Raw genomic sequence first — 22,555 nt, forward strand, 5'->3', positions numbered from 1 at the left:
AGCGCCTATCGTATGTTAATGTTCTTATCTCGATTTTCGTACATTTCAGGCGTGGTGTGTAATCCACCCGCATAACCCGCTGCTTCAAGTGTTTCTCTTACCTCTCGAACATGTTCAGCCGTGACTGGTTCATTTCGGTCGCCAAGGTTTAAACGCACAAACGTGATTAACTCAGCTAAGCGTTGATCCGACAATACATCCTCGAAACTTGCCATCGGCATGAAGTTTCGATCTTTGTCGAGATAGGTAGGTTGCAAGCCGCGAACGGTTACCGCAATGGTGTTGAATGGGTCGCTGTGCATGATAATGCCATTATTCAACAGAGTAGGGGCGATTGGGTCGCGACCTTTACCATCGTCACCATGACAGGCCCCACAGGTTTGACGATACGTGGTGTAGATTTCACTGGCATACGCAGCTTCATCAAACCCTTTAGGCTGTAACTGAACGGCATCACTGGCAATGGTGTTGTTGATGTCCCCACTGAGTAGGTAATAGGACATCGACTCAATATCTTCACGCGTCATCAAGCTTAGGCTGTTTTTCACTACATCAGCCATACCCGCAAAAGCGGTGCCTTTGTCTGAATGTCCTGTGTGTAAAAAGTCTGTGAGTGTTGCTTCATCCCAACCATCGATATAGAGCTCATTGGCTGTAATATCAGGCGCGTTCCAACCGTCGATCAAGTTACCTTGGAAAATACGTTCTGGTATCAGTGCTTGGGCAATATTTCGAGGTGTATGGCACTCCGAACAGTGACCAAGTCCTGCGACCCAATATTTGCCTTGTTGCCACTTATCGACATTCTCAATTTCTCCTTTGAGTTCCTCTGGCACTTCATAATCAATAGGGTCGGTATCCATGAATACGATGTTCCAGCCAAGCAAACCTAAGCGAATATTGGATGGAAACATCATGCTGTTGTCATCATTGCGTCGCGGCACGGCGGTGATTGACTGCATGTATTCCCATAAATCCACCATGTCTTGGTCGGTGAGGTATTGATAGGAGGTGTAAGGCATTGCAGGGTACAGGTAACCATTCTTGCCTTTACCTGCGACTAACGCCGCTCGGAAATCATCGAAGTCATAAGTCCCAATACCTTCGGTAGTGTGTGGCGTTATGTTGGTTGAATACACGGTACCGAAAGGGGTCACAAACGGTAGGCCTCCAGCAAAGGGTTCGCCACCTTCTGCACTATGACAAGCCACACAGTCACCGGCATAAGCGAGATATTCTCCGCGCTCAACAGATGACGCTTTCAAACTCGCGAGCCTTTGTTGCTCCACTTCACCAGCGTGTCGGATATAAGCCCCAAGCGCGAGTATTTCGTTCTCGGTGAGCTGCTCATCAAACGCAGGCATTAGGTTGTTCAAACCGTAATTGATGGTGTGCTGAATCTCTTCAATACTCCCTCCGTGAAGCCAGATATCATCGGAAAGATCAGGTACGCCAATCGCTGGGTTAGCGACAGCACCATCGGCATGACAAGACGAACAGTATTGGACGAACAAGGTTTTACCGAGCTCGACTTTAATCTCCGGCACATCGGTATGACGTTGGTTGAGGGAGGCTAGATAGTAGGAGACTTTTGCCACCTCGTCTGGGCGCATGATTTCACTCCAACCCGGCATCGCTCCATTTCGCCCTTTGGCAATCGAATGGATCACAGCTTCATCACTGCCGCCGTATAACCATTCTTGGTCGATAAGATTAGGGAAGTGTTTCTGACCTTGTGCATTATCTCGGTGACAAGCGGCACAGTGAGTTTGGAATAGAATCCTACCGCTGTTCACGATCTCTGGGACAGCAGCTAATCCCTCTAACGTGGTTTCGCTGGTTTGTGCAAATTGCTCATTGAGAGTGGTGGATGGTGAACTGAGCTTATCGTCGCTTTGTTCCCAATCGACTAAGCCTTCCCATTCTCCAAGCCCGGGGTAGAGCACCAAATAACCCGCAGACAAAAGAAATGCCACTGCATAACTGATAAATAACAGCTTAGGTGGAGGCGCATCTTTCTCTTCAATACCATCAAAGGTGCCAATGGTGTGGTCGTGATCGGCCTTGTGATTGCTACGCCAGTATTTAACGACAACAGACACCATCAGAACAAAGAATATTAAGGTTAAGAGTACCGCCCATAGATTCCAGAATGTGCTCATTGTGATACCTCCTGTGACGTATCTTTACCCAGGCTTTGTAAATAGCGAATCAGAGCTTCACCTTTGGTTTTGCCTCTTACTTGCAAACGGGCATCACCAATTTCTTGATCGGTATAAGGCACACCTAAGGTACGTAACACTTCCATTTTGGCGCTAATATCATCGCCAGTCAGAGTCTGCTCAAATAGCCACGGGTAAGAGGGCATGATCGAGGTCGGTACGACTTTTCGAGGGTCAATTAAGTGAATAGCATGCCATTGGTCAGAATACTTTCTACCTAAGTTAGTGAGGTCAGGACCAGTACGTTTAGAGCCCCACAAGTTAGGAAACTCATAGATATCGTCTGCTTCTTGGTTCGGGCGACCATTACGCTTCACTTCTGGCTCTAGAGGGCGAACCATTTGTGTGTGACAAACATGGCAGCCTTCACTGATGTATATGTCTCGGCCTGCTAACTCAATCGGTGTGAGAGGCATCGCTAAGCTGCCTTTGGCAATATCATCGCCACGGACAATGCTTGGCACTACCCAGACCAATAAAGAGAAGGAGGCCACGACAACAGTGGTCAAAATTAAAATGACGATTGAATGTGTAAAGTCTTTACTCATCATTTAAGCTCCTTCATTAACAGTGTGTTTAGCATCATTTGTTACGGGCATACGAACCGTTTTGTACAAGTTGAAAGCCATTAAGAACAATCCAAGTACAAACAGCGCGCCACCAAAGAAACGCATGAATAGCCAAGGTGCTTTAAAGTCCATAGCTTCTACAAAACTGTAAATCAGTTCGCCATTTTCATTTTGAGCGAGCCACATATATCCCTCGCCGATGCCTGCGATCCAAAGTGCTATTGCATAGACGGCGACGCCAGCATGAGCAAGCCAAAAGTGCCATTTAATCAGTCGTCGTGACCATAGATCGGTTTGGCCCCATAAGCGTGGAATGAAGTAGTAAAAAACCGCTATCCCTGACATCCCAACCCATCCGAGAGCCGCGGAATGTACGTGCCCGATGATCCATTCGGTGTTGTGTGCCACCATGTTGAACCAGCGAATAGCGAGTAGCGGACCTTCGAATGTTGCCAAGCAGTAGTAAAGAATCGCTGAGAAAAAGAATAAAAGAATGTAGTCGGACTTCAGCTTTTCTTTATTTTGTAGGAGGGTCATTGCGCTATTGAACGCGCCTGCCCAAGAAGGGAGCCACAGGATCAAAGACATAACGATGCCGATGTTCTGAATCCAGATGGGAACAGAAGAATAAACCAAATGGTGCGTTCCGGCCCACGTGTAAAAGCCGACCAAGCCCCAGAAATGGATCACAGACAAACGGTACGAGTAGATAGGTCGATCCGCCGCTTTGGGTATGAAATAGTAGTTCATACCAATCACACCAGCGGTCAGCAAGAAACCGACGGCATTATGTCCCCACCACCATTGAACAATCGCATCTTGAGCGCCTGCAAACACAGAGTAGGACTTCATCGCCAACACAGGCATCGCGAGGTTGTTCACGATGAAAATCATTGCAACGACGATAATGAATGCAGCAAAGAACCAGTTAGCCACAAAGATATGGCTGACCTTTCGTTTAGCAAGGGTGCCAAAGAACAACACCGCGTACAGCACCCAAACCAACACAATCATCAAGTCGATTGGCCATTCAAGCTCCGCATACTCTTTTGAGGTAGTGTGGCCTGCGGGTAAGGAAATGACCGCAAGTAACAGGATGAATTGCCAGCCCCAAAATACCATCCATGAAAGGCTTTTGTTGAACAAGTCACAATGGCCTGTTCGCTGGGCAATGTACAAAGACGTCCCCATCAAGATATTCACGACGAAGCCGTAAATTACTCCAGAGGTATGTAGCGGACGCAGTCGACCAAATTGGAAATACTGAGAATCAAAGTTTAAGACTGGCCAATATAATTGCGCGGCGAGAATCACGCCGATGATCATACCTACAATCGCCCACACTAAGGATGCAATGATGAAGTACTTCACGACCTTAATGCTGTATTGCGTTGTCACTTGTTCCATAACAAGGCTCCTTGCCTAGAGGTTTGAATCGCTGACTTAATTTGAATCGCTGAGCGAGCCTGCTTCGTTGCCGAGCACAGAATAGAAATAGGAAATGTCACGGATGTCTTGGTCTGAGAGCGTGTCGGCTTGTTGTTGCATGAGAATCGCTAAGCCACTGGTTCTTTCTCGAGTCTGGTAATCTTTCAATGAAGAGATGAGATAACCCACTTTTTGACCGCGAAGGTTCGGGTAGGGATCTTGTGTTGAGATGCCATCAGCGCCATGACAGGTCATACACACTTTAGCTTTTTGTTTACCTAATTCGAATTGTTCTTGATTAACTTCAGCAGAAACAGGAAACATGACCAGCGTCATTACTAGGGTAGAAAGTGTCGCCATGGGGTTAAATTTTTTTATATTCAAACTCATTCTCGATTCCCTTGATTATGAAATGAGTAAGCTTTCTAAGATCAATACACGAGATCAACTGGTGAAGTAGAAACGACTGGAACTCGTTATTAAGTCTCTTAAAGCTGCTTACGTTCGATTAAAGGTTATGCAGCAACCAGCATTCTCGCTACTGACTTACTCATATTTATTGTTAATTTTGTTGTTTCATACGTATTCATAGGGCTTATTGGTTTACTTACGCAGAGTAAAATACGAGTTTTTGTTACTAGACGGTTGAGAAGGAATACGTCAAGCGGGTAGGGAGAGCTGAACGAGAGCGGTGATGGAAGAGACAGAGAAACGGCGAAGTTATTGAAAAACAGCGAGGTGTAGGGGCATTAGGGATAAAGCGATACCAATCAATCTGAGTGGTATCGGTACAAGTTAAATGGTCAATTTATACTAGACTCAAATTAGTGACCTTTTTAAATGGAGTTTAGAATGAGAACTGTATTCTTGTTGATGCTTTGGCTTTGCTCGTTTTCGATTTTTGCAGCCTCAGAGTTAACGGTTTTCGACCACTCCGGGCAAAAGCATGGTTTTAGTAGAGAGCAACTCCTGTCACTTCCTCAAAAAGAAATTACTACCACCTTGCCTTGGGTCGAGGGTCTGACCGTTTATAGTGGTGTGACGTTACAAACGGTGCTTGAAAATATGGATCTACCGATATCATCACAAGTCACTTTCGTAGCATTGAATGACTATAAAATTGCGGTGCCCAAAGAAGATTTTGATACCTATGAACCCATCATTGCGATTAAAAAGAATGGTGAGTTTATGTCTGTGAGAGAAAAAGGCCCGTTTTGGTTGATTTACCCACTCTCTGCGAATCCTGAGACTAATACCCCTGATTTCCATGCCAAGATGATTTGGCAGATTCGTGATATTCACCTGTAGAGGCTAATTATGAAGAAGCTGTTGTCTATGGCTGCAATCAAAGTCGTTGTTTTGTCTTTGGCCGTGGTTGTTCTATCCGTCAATATCTACAGCGTTACTCGAATTAATGACATCAACAAGAGCTTTTCTAATCGCCAAAATGAGGCAACATGGTTTGTTTTCCAATTGGTAAAGGAATACGCGAATTTCTTGATGGTGAGCCGTTCGGATAATCTCAATTACGACGATTTGTGGTTAGCCTATGATATTACGTGGAGCCGCTTTGATATTCTGATCAACAGTACCGAATCTTCTAACTTCATTAAATCTGCCAACTTCAAACCTTATTTCACCGGAGAGTTTGAGAAATTTAAGTCGCTAGAATCCTCAATTAAGTTGGTGAATCAAGGCGCTTTGCCTAAGGAATCACTGCAGAAGAAAATTGATATTTGTTACAACACGCTGGTCGAATTTATTAACGAAAAGTTTCGACTTCAAAGCCCGGTTATTGAAGAAAACACCACAATGGTCGACAAGTTGGTGATGATGCATCAGATAAGCAGCGTATTTCTGGTGTTGCTACTGCTTGTGACAGGAGCGATTTTTTACGTCGACTTTGCCATCAAACGAAAACTTCATTCTACCGACTTCATTACTGGCTTTCGCAATCGAGTCTCGCTCATGCAGTTTGTTAAGAACAGCTATCCAACAAACGGTAATTTCGACCTTTACTTTGTAAGAATCAGAAACCTTAGTGAGATAAACCAAAAGTATGGACTTGAATATGGAGACTTGGTGGTGAGTTCAGCTGCTAAGTCCCTGACGGCAAAGGTACCGGAAAGTACTATCTCGTTTCGTAGTAGTGGCAGTCAGTTTCTATTCTTCATTCCTGAGCAATTGTACACAAGTGATGAGATACAGGAAAAATTCAATGACGTGCTTAAGGATTATATCTCTGCGGGGAATTTAGAATTGATGATTGACGCTGTAGTCAGGCATAAGAAGAACATCAGCTCTAAAGATATGATGGAGCTACTAACGACAATGCAGAGTTAATCCCCGCATCAGCGATAAGTTAGATCATTAGGTTTTGTTGACTGTACGCTCACCATTCTCCCGCTTCACTATCATGGCTTTTGCCATTCTTTATTTGCCTCCTCATTCAATGTGCAGCCAATAGAGAGCTCCTGCTCTGATGAAGATAGTTCTACTACTAGTTATAGCTATAGTGGCTTTCCGCGCTTGAATAGGAAGAGAGGCTTTGAGGTTTAGGTTTAGGTTTAAGGTTACTGCTTTTGAGTGAGTGCAACGATTCGCTCGTTAGATCTCGAACTGCTAACAGACTGCGGGTTTAAAATTCCTTGCGGGTTATGGTTTCGAACAAACTCGATGAATTCCAGATAAGTGAGTGGCTGACTGAAGAGGTAGCCTTGTATTAGGTCACAGTTGGCTTTTCTGAGGTAATGATACTGTTCTATCGACTCAACACCTTCTCCGACGACTAGCGTGTCACAAGAGTGGCCTAAGTTAACCATAGATTCGACCATCTTGCGGTCGGCCTTGTCGTCTACCATGTTATCGATAAAGCTCTTATCAATTTTGAGCTCATCCACAGGGTAGTGGAGAAGTTGGTTAAACGCTGTGTAGCCCGTACCAAAATCGTCAAGGGAAACCTTTAAACCTAAGCTTCTGAGGCTCTCGATTGTCTGGACTGTAAGCTTGGTACTTTTCACATAACTGGTTTCGGTTATTTCTATAATAATATTGCCAGGTGGCACTTTATAACGTTCGAGTACTTTACGGATGTTGTCGGCAAAATTACGGTTGTAGAGCTCCATCGCCGAGATATTAATCGACAGAGTGCCATTGTACTTATGAAGTTCTGAAAGCTCTTTATAGCTTTTGATAGCGGTGCTAATGACCCACATATCGAGCCTGGCAATAAGGTTACTCTTTTCTGCAACTGGGATAAATTCTTCAGGGCCTGCATCGATATCAAATAAGGCACGGCAACGAATCAGGCACTCTGCGCCATCTATCTGAAGTGTCTTGGCGTTAAAAATAGGCATAAAGCGAAGTTCAAAGTTGTCACTTTCGCAGCACTCTAAGAGTCTTTTCTCTACAACGTCATGGCGTTCCAAGGTATGTAACAACTCTTCGCCATAAACAATACGACTTTCGCCATCACTATGAGACTTCGCATTAGCTAACATTTCATCGATGCATCGGTGCCAAATCTCATCGAACTTTGGCGTGTCGAGCGGTAAAACACCTGTTGCGAGTGATAATCGAAACCCATAGTAGTCAAGGAAGGTGGTGCCGGTCAGCGTATTGTTGATGTTCTCAATTTCTTCGTTTATCACTTGGTTCTTACCCATCTCCAAGATCGCGATAAACTGATTCCCTCCCAGTCTGGCTAAAGAGTAATCACTGCAACTAAAGCCCAAAGAGGCTTGTTGGTTTTGTAGTGTCTCTTTCAGTGCTTTAGCTAAGCTTATCAGTACATTATCACCAACTTTTGCCCCGTAGAGATCGTTAATTTTACGAAAATCGATGATGTCCCAACAAACCACATAGCAGTGTGGGCTCATCGAGCTTTTTAGTCGTACATCAAGGTGTCTGATGAAAGAGCGTCGGTTAGCTAGCTTGGTGAGTTGGTCGAATTCGGCTTCGAACTTCAACTCTGTTAATGAGTCTATGTACGCGTTCTTTAAACCATCAACTTCACTTTGCCCTGATGAGCGTTTGAAGTATCTAAGTTTGAGCCCGCCGATCGATATCTCTTGCAGTAAGTCTTTAAGCGGGCGCACGAGTTGGTAACGTACCACTAAATGTACGATCAACATGATCGTAAAGAGAGTACCAAAGCCACCTAACAAGGTTTGTTTAGCGATGATGGCTTTCTCATGGTTGAACTTTTGTTCTCGAATATTTACTTGCGCGATGAGATGTCGGCTGGTCATCTGCACATTGATATTATCTTGGGTTTGCTCAATTGATTTGATAACGAATTGGGTATTTTCAATGTTGGCAGCGTCTGAGGATGGCTCGATTAAGAACTGAATATTGTCATCGTCATTGTATTTGATTAGCAGGCTAGAGAGTTGCATCAGAGGCCCGTCAGCAATCAAGATGTAGCGATTTAAACTGTTACTTGCACGTTTGTCTTGAGGAAGGAGGTAAGGGTCAATTGCTGCAACATACGAGTATCTGAGCTCTCCACTGATCGAGATATAAGAGAAGCCTTCGTAGGAGAGTTCATTTTTGCTGATTAACGAGGTGTATATATCGAAGACTCTTTCGTAAATCTTGTCAGGGATCTTTAGCCCCTCGAAAGGATCGGCTCTGAGAGTCGAAAGCGTTAATTTGAACTTAGGGTCCACGATATAAACATTGCGTTGCCCAAATTGATTGACGTGATTCTGGCTTAATACTCGGAGTACTCGTTTTTCCAATAGCGATAGAGTCGTGTAGTCGCCAGGATTTTGAATGTAGCGGAGGAACTGCAACGAAGAACCGATATCTTTAACTAGTAAGGACAAGCCGAGCTGCTCGTATTCCGCCGCGACTAAAGCGGTGTTCACATCAGATTGCACCTTGTCCAAATACATGTGCTTAGCATGATTTGATGCGAAGTTGTACATCACGATTCCTGCTATCAGGAGCACAAATGTCAGCGTTGGTAAAAGTACAAAATAGAGCTTCTTCAATACTGGCATGAGTTATCTCAAACTGTCGACAATACGATTGCGAATTTGAATGCTACTCGGTTCTAACGGCTGATAAAGGTAGCTGCGATCTAATACTTCTTTATTCGGGAAAAGCTCGGGATCGTTTTGATACTCCTGAGAAGTGAGTGCTTTTGCTTTTGAACTTGGCGTTGCAAACCATGAATCCATTGCGTTTTGAGCGGCGATTTCGGGTTGCGATAAGAAGGAGAGAATCGTGGTTGCCTGTGGAGATCGCTCTCCGTTGTTAATTGCAGCCATACACTCTAACCATAAGGTTGTTCCTTCTAGAGGCACTGTGTAGGCCCAAGATGCCTCAGGTTCGGCATCATTAAGCACATAGCTGTCACCTGAGTATCCGTAGGCGAGGTCGATGTTGGCCAAGTGTTCGGGATGACGAATATAATCGACAACGTATTCATTACTTTCAAGGTGAGGCTTCTGTGCTTGTAGCGTTTTGTAAGCGACTCGAAGTTCTTGTTCGTTGTTGGTAAACGGCTCAAATTGATTCATCAGAAGCGCAGCACTCACCAAATCCGTAGGCTCATAATACATGCTGATTCGGCCGCTGGTTTTGGTTTCAGGGTCTAGAAGAGCGCCCCAAGACTTGGGAGTCTCAACTTTTCCGCTTCGGTATAAGATGCCGGATGTCCCCCAAGCGTAGGGGATTCCATATTCGCCACACCCATCCACCCATCTTGAGTCAAAGTTGCTTGAAAGGGATTGCTGCAAGTCGCTCAGGTTGTGGAATAAGTTCTGTTTAGCCAGCGCTTTCAGTTTCATACTTTCAATGACAACCAATTCAAACGCACCTCGTCGTTCACTCAATAGCACTTCATCACGAATGGACTCGTCAGAAAAATATTGCTGCTTTAGTGAGATGCCGTAGGTATCACTCAACTGGGTAACGACGCTGTCAGATAAAAATTCATCCCAATTGTAGAGATAAATATCATGCTGCTGGCCAAATACAGGGCTAGCCAAAAAGGATGTTGACGCAAGTATTGATACGCAAAACGCTTTCACTGACGGATTCCCTTTCGCACGTGATAACTAAATCGTAGCCCAAAATTTGCAACATGATTCAAATTTAGGCACTTAATTTAACTTCAACTTCATGCATTTCATGCAAATAGCAACTTGCTACTCCTACTTGATACCGAACCTTTATCGTGTGAGGCAAGGATGACTCCGTCGTATCGTATTCAACACAAGTACGTATTCCAGTTTATTGTCCGTGAATGGATTATTTAAATTAATATTCATCATAATATCCATTCTTACAAGTTATTATGCAAATATTAAGCATTAAATAATGATGCGGTGATTACCTTTTTCGGGTTTTCGCTCGTATTAATCGTCGTTATTCCTTTGTTTTGCCATCGCGATTTACTCTTATGTTCAATGTTCTTTTATCCCTAAAAACACTTCTATAACGTTTTGTTTATCATTTGTTTCGTTTCTCAATAAGTATCGATAAAGTTGTTGCTAAAGACTTGTAGCACAAGGTGATTGTGCTTATTGTGGGCAGCAATATCTAGGTTATGTCCCAACGAGCCATGATTGCCGGTTTGGGAAATGTTGTGCATTTAGGAGCCATTGTGGATTTAGAGATATATCAAGTAGATTCGTTTACAACTCAAGCGTTTAAAGGGAACCCTGCCGGGGTTTGTATCTCCAAAGAGCCGTTGGATGAGTCGTTAATGTTTTCAATCGCTGAAGAGATGGCGGTATCTGAAACGGCTTTTCTCGCGCTTAACACTATGACGCTTAAATGGTTCACTCCCGAAGTCGAAGTGAAGCTGTGTGGACATGGCACACTGGCAACGGTTCATGTGATGAAAGAACAAGGACTGTTTGAGACAGGTGATAAGGTCGTGTTTAACACCTTATCTGGGGAATTATCTGCCGCCGTTTGTGAATCGTCTATCGAGCTTGATTTTCCTAGTACACAGCTATCATTGCGTTCTGAACCCAACCTCACGCTGCTTGAACACCTAGGTTTAGATCCGCATCAAGTAGTTTCATTCAGAGAATTTGACTCTAAGCAGTTAATCGAAGTTTCCAACGAACAAGTGTTATTGGAGCTTTCACCAAACTTTGATGCGTTAAAAGGTATTCAAGGGCGAGGTGTAGTGGTGACAGCATTGGCAGCAAATACGGAACTTGATTTTGTTTCTCGCTACTTTGCACCTTGGGTTGGGGTTAATGAAGATCCTGTGACTGGCTCGGCACATTGCGCATTGACGCAACACTGGGCAGAAAAGCTCAACAAAAGCAGTTTCAGTGCTTATCAGGCGTCTCGTCGTGGTGGCTATATGTCGACTGAATTATTGGCTAATGGGCGAATAAAGTTAATCGGCTCTGCGACCACTGTGATTAGTGGTGTGTTGAAGCTTTAGATTTTTATAGAAGCTTTAGAGCGCTGTTTGCTCTGTTTTGTTGTAACCGCCTAGTATGTTTTATTCGATTATTCACCGTGAAAGAAGCGGCTAGGGCGGAATGTTATTATTGAAGGAATCACCGTGTCTGCCTTTTATCTTTCCCAAGTATTAGTCGCGATAGCCATTTGTTTTGATCTTCTGTCATTCCAATTCAAGGAAAGGAAGAAAATCGTCACTTGTCTGTTCTTTGCTGGCGTTCTTATTTCGAGTCACTTTATCCTTCTTGAACAATGGACAGCGGCGAGCTTAATGACGATTGCCACGATTCGCTATTTGACGAGCGTATTTTCTACCTCGTCTAAGTTTAAATATTTGTTTTCTTCGATGTCGGTGGTCGCAACCGCAGTGACTTACTCAGGGCTGACCAGCATATTGAGTTGCTTTGCCTCCGTATTTCAGACCTTTTCAGCCTTCAATAAAGATGACCGTCGATTAAGAGAATTGATGATCATCGGAACCAGCTTTTGGTTGGTTCACAATTATTTAGTTGGTTCGCCAACAGCGGTTGTTATGGAGGCGCTGTTTATCTGCAGTAACTTGGTGGGTTATTACCGTTTTTACTTCAAAAAGAGTGCCGCTGCTTAGGTTTACAGTACAGCTAAGGCCCAAGTTGTTAATCAATTCAATGCTAGCTAGGAGAGCTTGATGCCAAACATTTACAATGATGTTCCTTCATCAATACCCAATGAAATATTCAATGACCTGATTGCCAACGACAACATTCGAATCGAGAGAATACTCTCATATGGTCACAGTTCACCAGACGAGGGTTGGTATGATCAAGATGAGAATGAATGGGTAATGGTGATCGATGGGCAAGGGGTGATTGAGTTTGAAGATGGTCGCATTGTTACCTTGTCTAAAGGGGATTATCTCAATATTTCCGCAGGTGAAAAACACAAGGTGCTGAGGACGGATAAAGATGCGGTGACGATCTGGCTCGCTGTGTTTTATCGTTGATATCTTGCTCTAAAGCTGAGGCTGTTAGGTTATAAAGCTTGCTGATTCAGCTGTTTATTTTCACCTCAGAAAGGACTTAAGACAAAAAGGAGTATGTTGTGATTAGAATTCGAAACTATCAAGCGAATGATGACAAAGCACTGTGGGAGATCTTCTTTCATACGGTACGTAACGTGAATGTTCGAGATTATTCTCAACAGCAAGTCGAAGCTTGGGCACCCAGTAGCTTTGACTTTGCGTTATGGCAAAAGCGTATGAATGGGTTACAACCCTTTGTGGCTGAACTCGATGGTTGCGTAGTTGGCTATACTGACCTGCAACCAAGTGGCTTGATTGATCACTTTTTCTGTCACCACGAATATCAAGGGAAGGGGGTAGGGAAAGCGTTGATGGAACATGTTTTCACTGTGGGTCGAGTTCGTGGTATATCGAGATATTTCTCTGAAGTAAGTATTACCGCAAGACCTTTCTATGAGCATCTTGGTTTTAAGGTGGTGAATGAACAGGAAGTCGAAATGCGTGGTGTAAAGCTGACCAATTACGTGATGGAAAAGGTAGTTGAAGATAGAACAGTCAGTTGAATAGGCGGACTCGTGTTCGTAGGGATACAGAAACCGAGTTTGAAATATTAAAAAACCTTTTTAAGGATAACTTTTCCTGATCTATTGATATTGTCGATGAGTTCAAATTGTGTGCAAGATAATTTGTCTAATCTAAACATTGAATGAATACAAGGAGTGTTGTTCATGAGTCATGTGAGTAGATCTAAACTATATACATTGGTGTCGATGTTGTCCTTCGCTGTTGGCGTTCTTGCCTTAGATGCTGGGGTGTCGGGGCTATTTCCTCTCTTTGTTGTCGTCATCTCATTCTTTTCATTTGTCATCAACTCGTTTCTTTGTTTGTTCGGAGGTAAACGCGAAGATGGCTTTGATGCCTATCAAAAAGCAAATCAGACTCGGTCGCGAGCACTGGTCAAAGGCTTAGAAGACTCGAACAAATAAACCTATGCCTTCAGACGAACGGTAATCTCATTTTTGACACAGTTTTCACCTGCTTTTTGTTCTCTTATTCAAGAAAAATCATCTCTTTAGAGATAATATTCACTTCAACTAATATCAGTGAAGGAAGTAAAGTGGGTATTGAAGCTTTAGCGTTTGTGATGGACGCATTAATCACCGCATGTTGTATGTACATCGCCTCTAAAATGTCTTTCGTGGTCGCAGATTTTAAATCCCTTCTTACTATTGCTGTTATCGTTGCTCTGGTGTCATTGATTCCAACAGTAGGTTGGGTGTTAGGGTTGATTCTGTTTGTGTTCCTACTCGGGAAAGCGACGCACTCTAGTATTGGTGACTGCATCTGGGTAGTGGTCTTCACGAAGGTGGTATCGATGGCGGCCTTTCTGATATTCGGGCGCTTGTTTATGTAATCCGGGTTCTTGCTTATATAAAGGCAGGTTCGGCTAGTTTGATACCGATCTTAACTTGGTATTTAAACGTCAAAAGGGTGTGAGCCTGTCACACGCTCTAAGAACCTTTGATTTGTGTTCATCTTTATTATTTAGGCAGTAATACAGCATCAATCACATGGATAACACCATTGCTTGCTTCAACATCTGCCATCACGACCTGCGCTTTGTTGACCATCACGTTGCCGTGATCAATTCCTACCATTACCGCTTCGCCTTGCACTGTTACGGCACTATCAAGTTTCATCACTTCAGACGCCATTATTTTCCCTGGCACCACATGATAGGTCAGTACTGCAATCAGCTTGTCTTTGTTTTCTGGCTTCAACAGCATATCAACCGTTCCTTCTGGTAGCGCAGCGAACGCTTCATCCGTTGGCGCAAACACTGTGAAGGGACCGTCACCTTTCAATGTTTCAACTAAGCCTGCCGCTTTTACCGCTGCTACCAAGGTGTTGAAAGAGCCGTTTTCAGCCGCCACGTCAACGATATCTTTCTTCATTCCGTGGTGATCAGCGTGAGCAAAAGCCGTAAAAAGAAGCGTCGCAACTAGCACTGACATGGTTTTGATTAATTTATTAAACATATTGTCTTCCTTTGAGTTTTGTCCGTTATTTTCGAGAGGTATTACGAAAGCCCAATCGTGATAGATCAATTTGTTGTGTCTTTGAGTGAATGGTTAGCGATATCGACAGCGTCAAGCGAATAAACTTATATTGTTAAAAGCTTGTTATAATTCCATTTTGATGCTTATAGTTATTTGATGCTTATAGTTATTTGGTGATTATTCAAGTAATGGATGTGAATATGAGGTTTGTTTTACCAGTAGTCTTTTCTGCATTGGCTTCAATGCCTGCATACAGTGGCCTTGCTCCAAGTGAAGGCTTCAGCGGTAACTTCAGTGTATTGGCCGGTTTCTACTCTGACAGTAGTAATTTGAGTACTGAACAAGATTCGAATCAAGCCACCAACACCCAGGAAGGGGAGAGTGAAAACCAAGGGCTACTCGGCTTTTTGGGTACTGTTCAATATACTTTTGGCGAATCGCTGACTCACCAAGTGTATGCGGGTACGACACGAGAGGATATTGCAACAGGTACCATTGCGTTTGAGATCGGTTATCGATATCAACTTTCTGGTGGCACCATATTGGATTTTTCTGTTATTCCTACGCTTATCTCGGGTAAGGCTTGGACGGATCCGTATGCTGTTGGCGTTAATCGAAATGAAACGGATGTGAAAGGTAATGTAGGACGACTGCAGCTCACTAATATCGGTGGAACTGGTTTTCGAACGGATCTCGCATTTGGGCAATCAGATGTTGATGAAGAGCTATCTGGTAGCCAAGGCTTATCTCCGGAAGATACTGTGCTGCTGGATAGGGAAAGAACCTATGTGTACGCCAAAGCAGGATACCGCTTTATCTTACCAAACCACGCAGGTCTATTTGTTCCTTCAATGGTGTATTTCCACTCAGACGCAGAAGGAGGAGCACTCAGCTTCGATAGTTATGGTATTGAATTAAACTACGCGAAGAGAATCGGTCGTCATGGTTTTGTTGTCACCCTAGATGCAAGTGATCGTGAATATGATGAGTCGAATCCAATTTACGGGCAAGTACGTGAAGAGAATGAATTCGGTGCATTCTTAGCTTATGAGTTTGGTGGTTTGATGGGCTATAAAGATTGGGCGTTCATTACTTTACTGGGTTTAAGAAGCATAGATTCTAATATCGATTTCTATAACTCCGAGCAAGTATTAGCGAGTGTGGGTGTGGATTATAAATTCTGATATTCACACTATTTTAAAAATACTCATCAAAGCAGAAGTTTAAGTTCAGTCTTACTATTTGTTTAATTATTTCGGGCACTTACACCTTTAAAGGTTGTAGGTTCCCGTTGCTATCCGTAATATGAAAATTAGCTTATGGATAGAAATAATAGGATAAGGAAGCGCTTTGGAAATACAAATTAGACATTTAGAAGCAACGGATAGCCAAGATATTTTCGATATTTATCGCCGCCCTTCAGTTTCAGAAAACACCTCACAAAAGCCTTATCTTAGTTCTGAACAAGTGGAGCGACTGTTTGGTCATTCAGACCATTTCACTCTGGTTGCGGAAGTCTCCGGCAAAGTAGTGGGTCACATTACTTTATTCATGACCACCAAGGTAAGAGACAGGCACTGCGCTGGTCTTGGTATTGCTATTCATCCAGATATGCATGGTAAAGGGGTCGGTAAGGCGTTAATGCAAGAAGCGATCAATCAGGCGGATAACTGGCTTAATCTCGTGCGTCTTGAGTTAGAGGTTCATGCCGATAACCACGCCGCTATTGCTTTGTATGAACGTGTAGGCTTTCAGTTAGAAGGCACAAAAAGACTCAGTACGTTCAAAGCGGGTAAGTACATCGATATGTTGCTGATGTCGAGAATACGACTAGATTACCGTTGAGATCGAACCAAACAGGTTCCTGCTTTAGAAATCGGTTAATGAGCAATTGATTAGTGAAATTCCCATTAAACTCTGTATAGTAGCAACCGTTTGCTTCGTATAACCCCAATGATATGGTTTGGGGGTCTCTACCAGCTCCCGCAAAGTGCTGATTACGAAGGGTTTAGATCACAATTGTGTTCTTACTCTTTGTAATGGCGTTCAAGAAAACCTCCTGTCTATTATTCAGAGTAAGTGCACACCTAAAATCCATAGTAGGTGAAATATGAACGCATTTATTCAAGGGCTCCCAAAAGTAGAGTTGCATTTACACATTGAAGGTTCGCTCGAACCTGAGTTACTTTTCCAGCTTGCTCAACGCAATGGCATTGAGCTGCCTTATTCATCCCCAGAGCAACTAAGACGCGCATACGAATTTGATGATTTACAGTCATTTCTGGATATCTATTATCAAGGTGCTGATGCACTGCGCACAGAACAGGATTTCTACGACTTAACATGGGCTTATCTAGAACGCTGTAAAGCCGACAATGTTATCCATACTGAGATTTTCTTTGATCCTCAGACACATACCGATCGTGGCATTGCATTCGACACCGCTATTAACGGCATTCATCGTGCGCTTGAACAGGGTCATAAAGAGTTGGGCATTACCTCTCAAATCATCGCATGTTTTCTGCGCCATTTATCTGAAGAGAGCGCCATTCAAACGTTCGCAGAGGTATTGAAGCATCAAGATAAGATCGTCGGGGTTGGACTGGACTCTTCTGAATTAGGACACCCACCAGAGAAGTTCAAGCGTGTATTCCAACAAGCAAAACAAGCGGGCTTCTTGACGGTGGCGCATGCAGGAGAAGAAGGGCCGGCTCAAAACATTGTCGATGCGATTGAAATGCTCAGCGTGAGTCGAGTGGATCATGGTGTCCAGTGCATGACAGACGAAGCTCTAATCGAAGAGCTGATTGAAACCAAAATGCCACTGACGGTGTGCCCACTGTCGAATATTAAATTGCGTGTATTCGATGTGATGGAAGACCACAACATTGTCGAACTGCTCAGAAAGGGTGTGGCTGTAACGATTAACTCGGATGACCCTGCTTATTTTGGTGGTTACATGTCGGATAACTTTAATGCGGTGAGCCAAGCTCATGAGATGACGCATCAGGAGTTAGCGCAGTTTAGTTTGAATGCGATAGACGCGAGCTTTATTGAAGCGCCATTGAAGCAGCAATATCGAGAGCTTGTTCAAGGTTACTTAGCTAAAGCTGATTTTGACCAGAATTTCTAGCGGCTGTGCCCATTTACTAGCAGCTGAGTATAAAGCGCTAGGATGGCCAACTAAAGTGGATGGTAAAGTGTTATCGACTGAGTCTGCTTAATCTCTATAAGCCTAAATCATCTAGATGAAGACAAAAAAGAAGCTGGCAGTTTGCCAGCTTCTTTCATTTTTAAATTAAGCTCATTGAGCTACTTGTTCACGTAGTCTTTGAATTTCTGCTTGGTTTCAGCATCCGCTTTTTCGTACCAGAAATAGAGCATCTCTTCAGCTGTATTTGCTGCATTTCCGTCAATCTTTGTTGGAAGCGTTACCGGTTGTGCGACAGCAGCTGCTACGCCCGCGCTAGAACCTACTGTAAGTGCAGCGATGCCGCCTTTCTGGTTGTACTCCTTCGCTTCTTGCGGGTACTTACGACCAATCTGCATGCCATCTTTGATAAGTTTGTCTTGCTTAACACTGATTGCATTTTGGTTTTCATCAACCAGTTTCCAATCTAAGTTTTGAAGGCCTTTTTTCGCTTCGTTGGTGTTACGGAACTTAGGCATGTCAAACGTCAATGCTGTGTCTGTCGCATCAAAAGTAGCAATAATGGTATCGCTATCGACAAACTCTCGGTCGTTACCTTGGCTGAAAGCCAGTTGATATTTGAAAACGATTTGGTTTACGCCATCTGGAACGGTGATCGTTTTGCTCGAAGAGAAGAAACCACCGTCGAGATCAGGTTTAGCCTCATTAACAGCTAAGACTTCGACTAAAGCATCTGCGCTAGAAGGAACTTCAATTGTTACGTCAGCTAACACTTGTGGCGCTGCGATAATTGTCGAAAGCAGCGCAATGGATTTTAATGTTTTCATAATCATACAGTTGTTTATGGGCAGTTGAACTACAATCGCATGGTAAGAACTCCAATTCAAGTCATGTCATAAGGATTTGAAAAAATTTGCGAAATCTTAACGCAACGGTCATATATTAAGGTTCACATTGACTAGTGTGAGTTTTTATTTTTGAAAAATGAGAGGGTAGGTTGGGTGTGAATTGTACTAGTTGGCGGTTCGCGTCTTATGTTATTTGTATTGGATACTAAAAAGCCGCGGTCACTGCATTCAGTCACCACGGCTTCGTTATTACATTTTTAATCTAGAGTAGCTTATTTAGCTTGCGCTGCTGCCGCTTCTAGTTGCTTAAGTTTACCTTGAAGCATGTATGCATTCTGGTTGAAGTTACCAGGGTTCAGTACTTGGCTATTCTGCATAGGGTAATCTGGTAGCGTCGTCATAAACTCTTGAACCTGATTTCCTACTGGAACGAATAACCACATGTTGTCTGCCATCCAGCGTAGGTACATACCAGACTCGTGCGGTGCTTTCTCGAATGGGTCAGCACGTAGGTGAACAACTTGAGGCCAGTTTGGTTGGAAACGAACTGCATCCACAATGTTACCATCCATCACAGCAAACGAAATCTTGAAGTCATTCCAACGTACTGCGTTTAGCTCAGCGTTAGCAGAGAAGTAAAGCATGCTGTCACGAGGGCCTTTCTCTTCTTTACCTTGGAAGTAAGGCAGGAAGTTGTAACCATCTAGGTGTACGCGCCAGTTTTTACCGTTGTAAGTTGCACCTTTGTCAGATGCTAGCTTCTCAACCACTTTATCATCACCAGCGGCTGCTAGTAGAGTAGGAATCCAGTCTTGGTGGCCCATGATATCGTTGATTTTAGTTCCAGGTTTGATAGTCCCAGGCCAGCGAACTAGCTGAGGCACACGCATACCACCTTCGTAAGTTGTACCTTTCTCACCGTGGAAGTAAGTTGCGCCGCCATCAGGCCAAGAAACCGTTTCAGCACCGTTATCGGTAGAGTAAATTACGATAGTGTTGTCAGCGATTTTTAGTTCATCCAGCTTGTCTAGAAGCACACCAACATGGTCATCATGCTCTAACATACCATCAGCATAAATACTGATACCTGACTTACCTTGGTATTTCTCTTGTAGGCGAGTCCACACGTGCATACGAGTGGTGTTGTGCCAGATGAAGAATGGTTTGTCAGCTTTTACCGCTTTTTCCATGAATGCTAGAGATTCTTCTAGGAACTCTTCATCCGCATGCTCCATACGCTTACGCGTCATTGGGCCAGTATCTTCAATCTTACCGTCAGCAGTAGACTTGATTACACCACGAGGGCCGTAGTTCTTACGGAACTCTGGGTCTTTAGGGTAGTAATATGTTTCTGGCTCTTCTTCGGCGTTTAGGTGGTACAGGTTACCGAAGAACTGGTCAAAACCTTGGTTCGTTGGAAGGTGTTTGTCTTGGTCACCCATGTGGTTCTTACCGAACTGAGCTGTCATGTAGCCTTGTTCTTTAAGAAGGTCTGCGATCGTTGGAGCCCAATCAGGGATACCGTGGTCCGAACCTGGCATGCCGATAGTCAATAGACCAGTACGGAAAGGTTCTTGACCTGTTAGGAATGCAGCACGACCAGCAGTACACGATTGTTGACCGTAGTGGTCAGTAAATAGTGCGCCTTCGTTAGCAATACGGTCGATGTTAGGTGTTTCGTAACCCATCATACCGTTGTTGTATGCACTGATGTTGAATACACCAATGTCATCACCCCAGATAGCAAGAATGTTTGGTTTTTCTGCTGCTGTTGCCGCTGAAGAAGCTGCTAATAAGCCAACACCTAATGCTAGTTTATTAATTTTAGTACCCATAAGGACTCCGATTCACTTTTAAGATTAATGCGTTAGAACAACGCATCGATGAGCAAATGTTATTCTCAAAATTCCGTTACGTCCTTTTATAGTGCTTATAACCAATCGTTATGATGCTTAGGTAACCTATTGATTAATATCAGCTCCAGTGGGTACGTAGAATAAAGCCTTAGTTTGTATGTGTGATCCTTATCATGTTTGTTGGCGTAAACCTTATCGATGATTTCTGTATCCGTATCTCAATAAAAATGACAAAAAGATTAATAGCTTAGGGTATCTCGCGCATGTGTAAAAAATGGACTATACGTTGTAGGGCAGGATGCAAATAACTTACGAAGAGGTTTCTATGACAGCGAAATATGGCGCTAAACGTCGATTAGCGATTTTGGGTACAGCGATGATGGCCGCGTCCAGCGCCACTTTTGCGGCTGAAAAGCCAAATATATTGGTTATTTGGGGGGACGATATTGGTCAATCCAATGTGAGTGCATACACCTTCGGTCTCATGGGTTACAAAACCCCGAATATTGATAGCATCGCGAAAGAAGGGATGATGTTTACGGACTATTACGCAGAGCAATCTTGTACTGCGGGTCGCTCTACCTTTATCACGGGACAAAGTGTATTACGAACGGGTTTGAGTAAAGTAGGTTTGCCGGGCGCAGACATTGGCTTACAAGCAGAAGACGCGACAATCGCAGAAATGCTGAAACCTATGGGTTACATGACAGGTCAATTTGGTAAAAACCACCTTGGCGATAAAGATGAATTCCTTCCAACAGCACACGGGTTTGACGAATTTTTTGGCAACCTTTACCACCTAAATGCTGAAGAAGAACCAGAGAATGAAGATTACCCAACCGATCCTGAGTTTCGTAAGAAATTTGGCCCTCGTGGTGTCATTAAGTCATTCGCTGATGGCAAGATTGAAGATACCGGTCCACTGACGCGTAAGCGTATGGAATCGGTTGATGAAGAAACACTAGACGCGGCACTTGATTTTATGGATCGCGCAGTGAAAGCGGACAAACCATTCTTCGTGTGGTGGAACGCGACACGTATGCACTTTAGAACGCACGTGAAAGCCGACAGTAAAGGCGTAACCGGTGTCGGTAACTACGCTGATGGTATGGTTGAGCACGATCGACACGTTGGGCAACTATTGAAGCAAGTGGATGAGTTGGGTATCAAAGACAACACGATTGTTTTCTACTCAACGGATAACGGCCCTCACATGAACTCTTGGCCTGATGCGGGTACAACCCCGTTCCGTGGTGAGAAAAACACCAACTGGGAAGGCGCATACCGTGTACCAGCAATGGTTCGTTGGCCTGGTAAGATTGAACCAGGAACCGTATCTAACGAAATCATGCACCATATGGACTGGATGCCAACCTTCGTTGCCGCCGCTGGTGATGACCAAATCAAAGAGAAACTACTCAAAGGTCATACTGCCGGTGATAAAACGTTTAAGGTTCACTTAGATGGTTACAACTTCCTTCCTTACCTAACGGGTGAAGAAGAGAAAGGCCGTCGTTCGGAGATCTTCTACTTTACCGATGATGGTGATTTAGCGGCGCTTCGTTACAACCAATGGAAAGCGGTGTTCATGGAGCAGCGTGCAACGGGTACCATGCAAATTTGGGCTGAACCGTTCGTGACGTTACGTCTTCCTAAGCTGTTTAACCTGCGTATGGACCCATACGAAAACGCAGACATTACATCGAACACATATTACGACTGGTTGTTAGACCATGCTTATATGTTCGTTCCAGCACAAGCGTATGTGGGCAAGTTCCTAGAAACCTTTGCTGAATATCCGCCACGTCAAAAAGCTGCGAGCTTTAGCTTGGATCAGGTAATGGAAAAACTGCAGGAATCTCATAACAAGTAAGTGATTGTTTGAGTGAAACTGAACAGATTGAAGAGCTCTTAGGAGCTCTTTTTTTATGCGCATATCGATGAGTAAATCCCGGTCGTGAATACGAATCACAACAATCGAGCT

21 protein-coding genes and 1 riboswitch are annotated in these 22,555 nt (G+C 43.8%); of the genes, 12 read left to right on the forward strand and 9 right to left on the reverse strand.

Annotated elements, in window-relative coordinates; translation table 11 throughout:
* Positions 1-5 precede the first annotated feature (5 nt).
* From ACED41_RS12565 to ACED41_RS12580, 4 genes are read right to left on the reverse strand one after another with little or no spacing between them, the layout of a single operon-like run.
* Positions 6-2,162: a c-type cytochrome gene (locus ACED41_RS12565; RefSeq protein WP_371725070.1), complete on the reverse strand. Its 2,157-nt coding sequence runs from the start codon at positions 2,160-2,162 to the stop codon at positions 6-8.
* A complete protein-coding gene (locus ACED41_RS12570) occupies positions 2,159-2,773 on the reverse strand; it encodes a cbb3-type cytochrome c oxidase subunit II (protein WP_017064719.1) in 615 nt (204 codons plus the stop codon). Before ACED41_RS12570 ends, ACED41_RS12565 begins: the two co-directional genes overlap by 4 nt.
* Positions 2,774-4,198 carry a cytochrome-c oxidase, cbb3-type subunit I gene (ccoN, locus tag ACED41_RS12575; protein ID WP_065584625.1) on the reverse strand — a complete coding sequence of 475 codons (1,425 nt, stop codon included), beginning with the start codon at positions 4,196-4,198 and terminating at the stop codon, positions 2,774-2,776.
* Between the two features lie 36 nt (positions 4,199-4,234).
* Complete coding sequence (locus ACED41_RS12580) at positions 4,235-4,609, reverse strand: cytochrome c (protein ID WP_029235248.1); 375 nt, start codon at positions 4,607-4,609, stop codon at positions 4,235-4,237.
* 462 nt (positions 4,610-5,071) lie between these two features.
* Between ACED41_RS12580 and ACED41_RS12585 the strand changes: the two genes are divergently transcribed.
* Together ACED41_RS12585 and ACED41_RS12590 are read left to right on the forward strand one after the other, a co-directional pair.
* Positions 5,072-5,527, forward strand: coding sequence for a hypothetical protein (locus ACED41_RS12585; protein WP_017064717.1), 456 nt, complete (start codon positions 5,072-5,074; stop codon positions 5,525-5,527).
* A 9-nt stretch (positions 5,528-5,536) separates the two neighbouring features.
* The gene (locus tag ACED41_RS12590) at positions 5,537-6,562 is read left to right on the forward strand and encodes a GGDEF domain-containing protein (RefSeq protein WP_017060027.1); all 1,026 of its coding nucleotides are present in this window, start codon (positions 5,537-5,539) and stop codon (positions 6,560-6,562) included.
* 230 nt (positions 6,563-6,792) lie between these two features.
* Here the strand turns inward: ACED41_RS12590 and ACED41_RS12595 are convergent, their stop codons facing one another.
* Positions 6,793-9,225 (reverse strand): putative bifunctional diguanylate cyclase/phosphodiesterase, encoded by a 2,433-nt coding sequence (locus ACED41_RS12595; RefSeq protein WP_371725071.1) that lies wholly within the window; start codon positions 9,223-9,225, stop codon positions 6,793-6,795.
* A 3-nt stretch (positions 9,226-9,228) separates the two neighbouring features.
* The gene (locus tag ACED41_RS12600) at positions 9,229-10,260 is read right to left on the reverse strand and encodes a PotD/PotF family extracellular solute-binding protein (RefSeq protein WP_017060025.1); all 1,032 of its coding nucleotides are present in this window, start codon (positions 10,258-10,260) and stop codon (positions 9,229-9,231) included.
* Between the two features lie 575 nt (positions 10,261-10,835).
* Here ACED41_RS12600 and ACED41_RS12605 point away from each other — a divergent pair.
* From ACED41_RS12605 to ACED41_RS12630, 6 genes are all read left to right on the forward strand, one after another.
* Positions 10,836-11,636 carry a PhzF family phenazine biosynthesis protein gene (locus ACED41_RS12605; RefSeq protein ID WP_371725072.1) on the forward strand — a complete coding sequence of 267 codons (801 nt, stop codon included), beginning with the start codon at positions 10,836-10,838 and terminating at the stop codon, positions 11,634-11,636.
* Positions 11,637-11,759: 123 nt separating this feature from the next.
* Positions 11,760-12,263, forward strand: coding sequence for a YgjV family protein (locus tag ACED41_RS12610; RefSeq protein WP_371725073.1), 504 nt, complete (start codon positions 11,760-11,762; stop codon positions 12,261-12,263).
* 60 nt (positions 12,264-12,323) lie between these two features.
* Positions 12,324-12,638: a cupin domain-containing protein gene (locus ACED41_RS12615; RefSeq protein ID WP_065584628.1), complete on the forward strand. Its 315-nt coding sequence runs from the start codon at positions 12,324-12,326 to the stop codon at positions 12,636-12,638.
* A gap of 98 nt (positions 12,639-12,736) precedes the next feature.
* Positions 12,737-13,219 carry a GNAT family N-acetyltransferase gene (locus ACED41_RS12620; RefSeq protein WP_371725074.1) on the forward strand — a complete coding sequence of 161 codons (483 nt, stop codon included), beginning with the start codon at positions 12,737-12,739 and terminating at the stop codon, positions 13,217-13,219.
* A gap of 165 nt (positions 13,220-13,384) precedes the next feature.
* Complete coding sequence (locus tag ACED41_RS12625) at positions 13,385-13,642, forward strand: hypothetical protein (RefSeq protein ID WP_017060020.1); 258 nt, start codon at positions 13,385-13,387, stop codon at positions 13,640-13,642.
* Between the two features lie 131 nt (positions 13,643-13,773).
* Positions 13,774-14,070 (forward strand): hypothetical protein, encoded by a 297-nt coding sequence (locus ACED41_RS12630; RefSeq protein WP_017064710.1) that lies wholly within the window; start codon positions 13,774-13,776, stop codon positions 14,068-14,070.
* 127 nt (positions 14,071-14,197) lie between these two features.
* On the opposite strand, the gene ACED41_RS12635 is transcribed toward ACED41_RS12630, so the two are convergent.
* A complete protein-coding gene (locus ACED41_RS12635) occupies positions 14,198-14,695 on the reverse strand; it encodes a fasciclin domain-containing protein (protein WP_017064709.1) in 498 nt (165 codons plus the stop codon).
* Between the two features lie 221 nt (positions 14,696-14,916).
* On the opposite strand from ACED41_RS12635, the gene ACED41_RS12640 reads away from it, so the two are divergent.
* From ACED41_RS12640 to ACED41_RS12650, 3 genes are all read left to right on the forward strand, one after another.
* Positions 14,917-15,900, forward strand: a complete 984-nt coding sequence (locus ACED41_RS12640; RefSeq protein ID WP_102332872.1) for a DUF2860 family protein — start codon at positions 14,917-14,919, stop codon at positions 15,898-15,900.
* A 166-nt stretch (positions 15,901-16,066) separates the two neighbouring features.
* Positions 16,067-16,561 (forward strand): GNAT family N-acetyltransferase, encoded by a 495-nt coding sequence (locus tag ACED41_RS12645; RefSeq protein ID WP_371725075.1) that lies wholly within the window; start codon positions 16,067-16,069, stop codon positions 16,559-16,561.
* A gap of 75 nt (positions 16,562-16,636) precedes the next feature.
* A riboswitch (purine riboswitch) is annotated at positions 16,637-16,736 on the forward strand.
* Between the two features lie 90 nt (positions 16,737-16,826).
* Positions 16,827-17,849, forward strand: coding sequence for an adenosine deaminase (locus ACED41_RS12650; RefSeq protein WP_017069858.1), 1,023 nt, complete (start codon positions 16,827-16,829; stop codon positions 17,847-17,849).
* Positions 17,850-18,028: 179 nt separating this feature from the next.
* On the opposite strand, the gene ACED41_RS12655 is transcribed toward ACED41_RS12650, so the two are convergent.
* Both ACED41_RS12655 and ACED41_RS12660 read right to left on the reverse strand, forming a co-directional pair.
* Entirely contained in the window at positions 18,029-18,694 is a 666-nt protein-coding gene (locus ACED41_RS12655; protein ID WP_102320967.1) for a DUF2057 family protein, read from the reverse strand.
* Positions 18,695-18,987: 293 nt separating this feature from the next.
* Positions 18,988-20,550, reverse strand: a complete 1,563-nt coding sequence (locus ACED41_RS12660; RefSeq protein ID WP_371725076.1) for an arylsulfatase — start codon at positions 20,548-20,550, stop codon at positions 18,988-18,990.
* Positions 20,551-20,896: 346 nt separating this feature from the next.
* Here ACED41_RS12660 and ACED41_RS12665 point away from each other — a divergent pair, with 346 nt between their 5' ends.
* Complete coding sequence (locus ACED41_RS12665; RefSeq protein WP_371725077.1) at positions 20,897-22,444, forward strand: arylsulfatase; 1,548 nt, start codon at positions 20,897-20,899, stop codon at positions 22,442-22,444.
* Positions 22,445-22,555: the final 111 nt, after the last annotated feature.

Source organism: Vibrio sp. 1F255 (assembly GCF_041439145.1).
Taxonomy (GTDB): Bacteria; Pseudomonadota; Gammaproteobacteria; order Enterobacterales; family Vibrionaceae; genus Vibrio; species Vibrio crassostreae_C.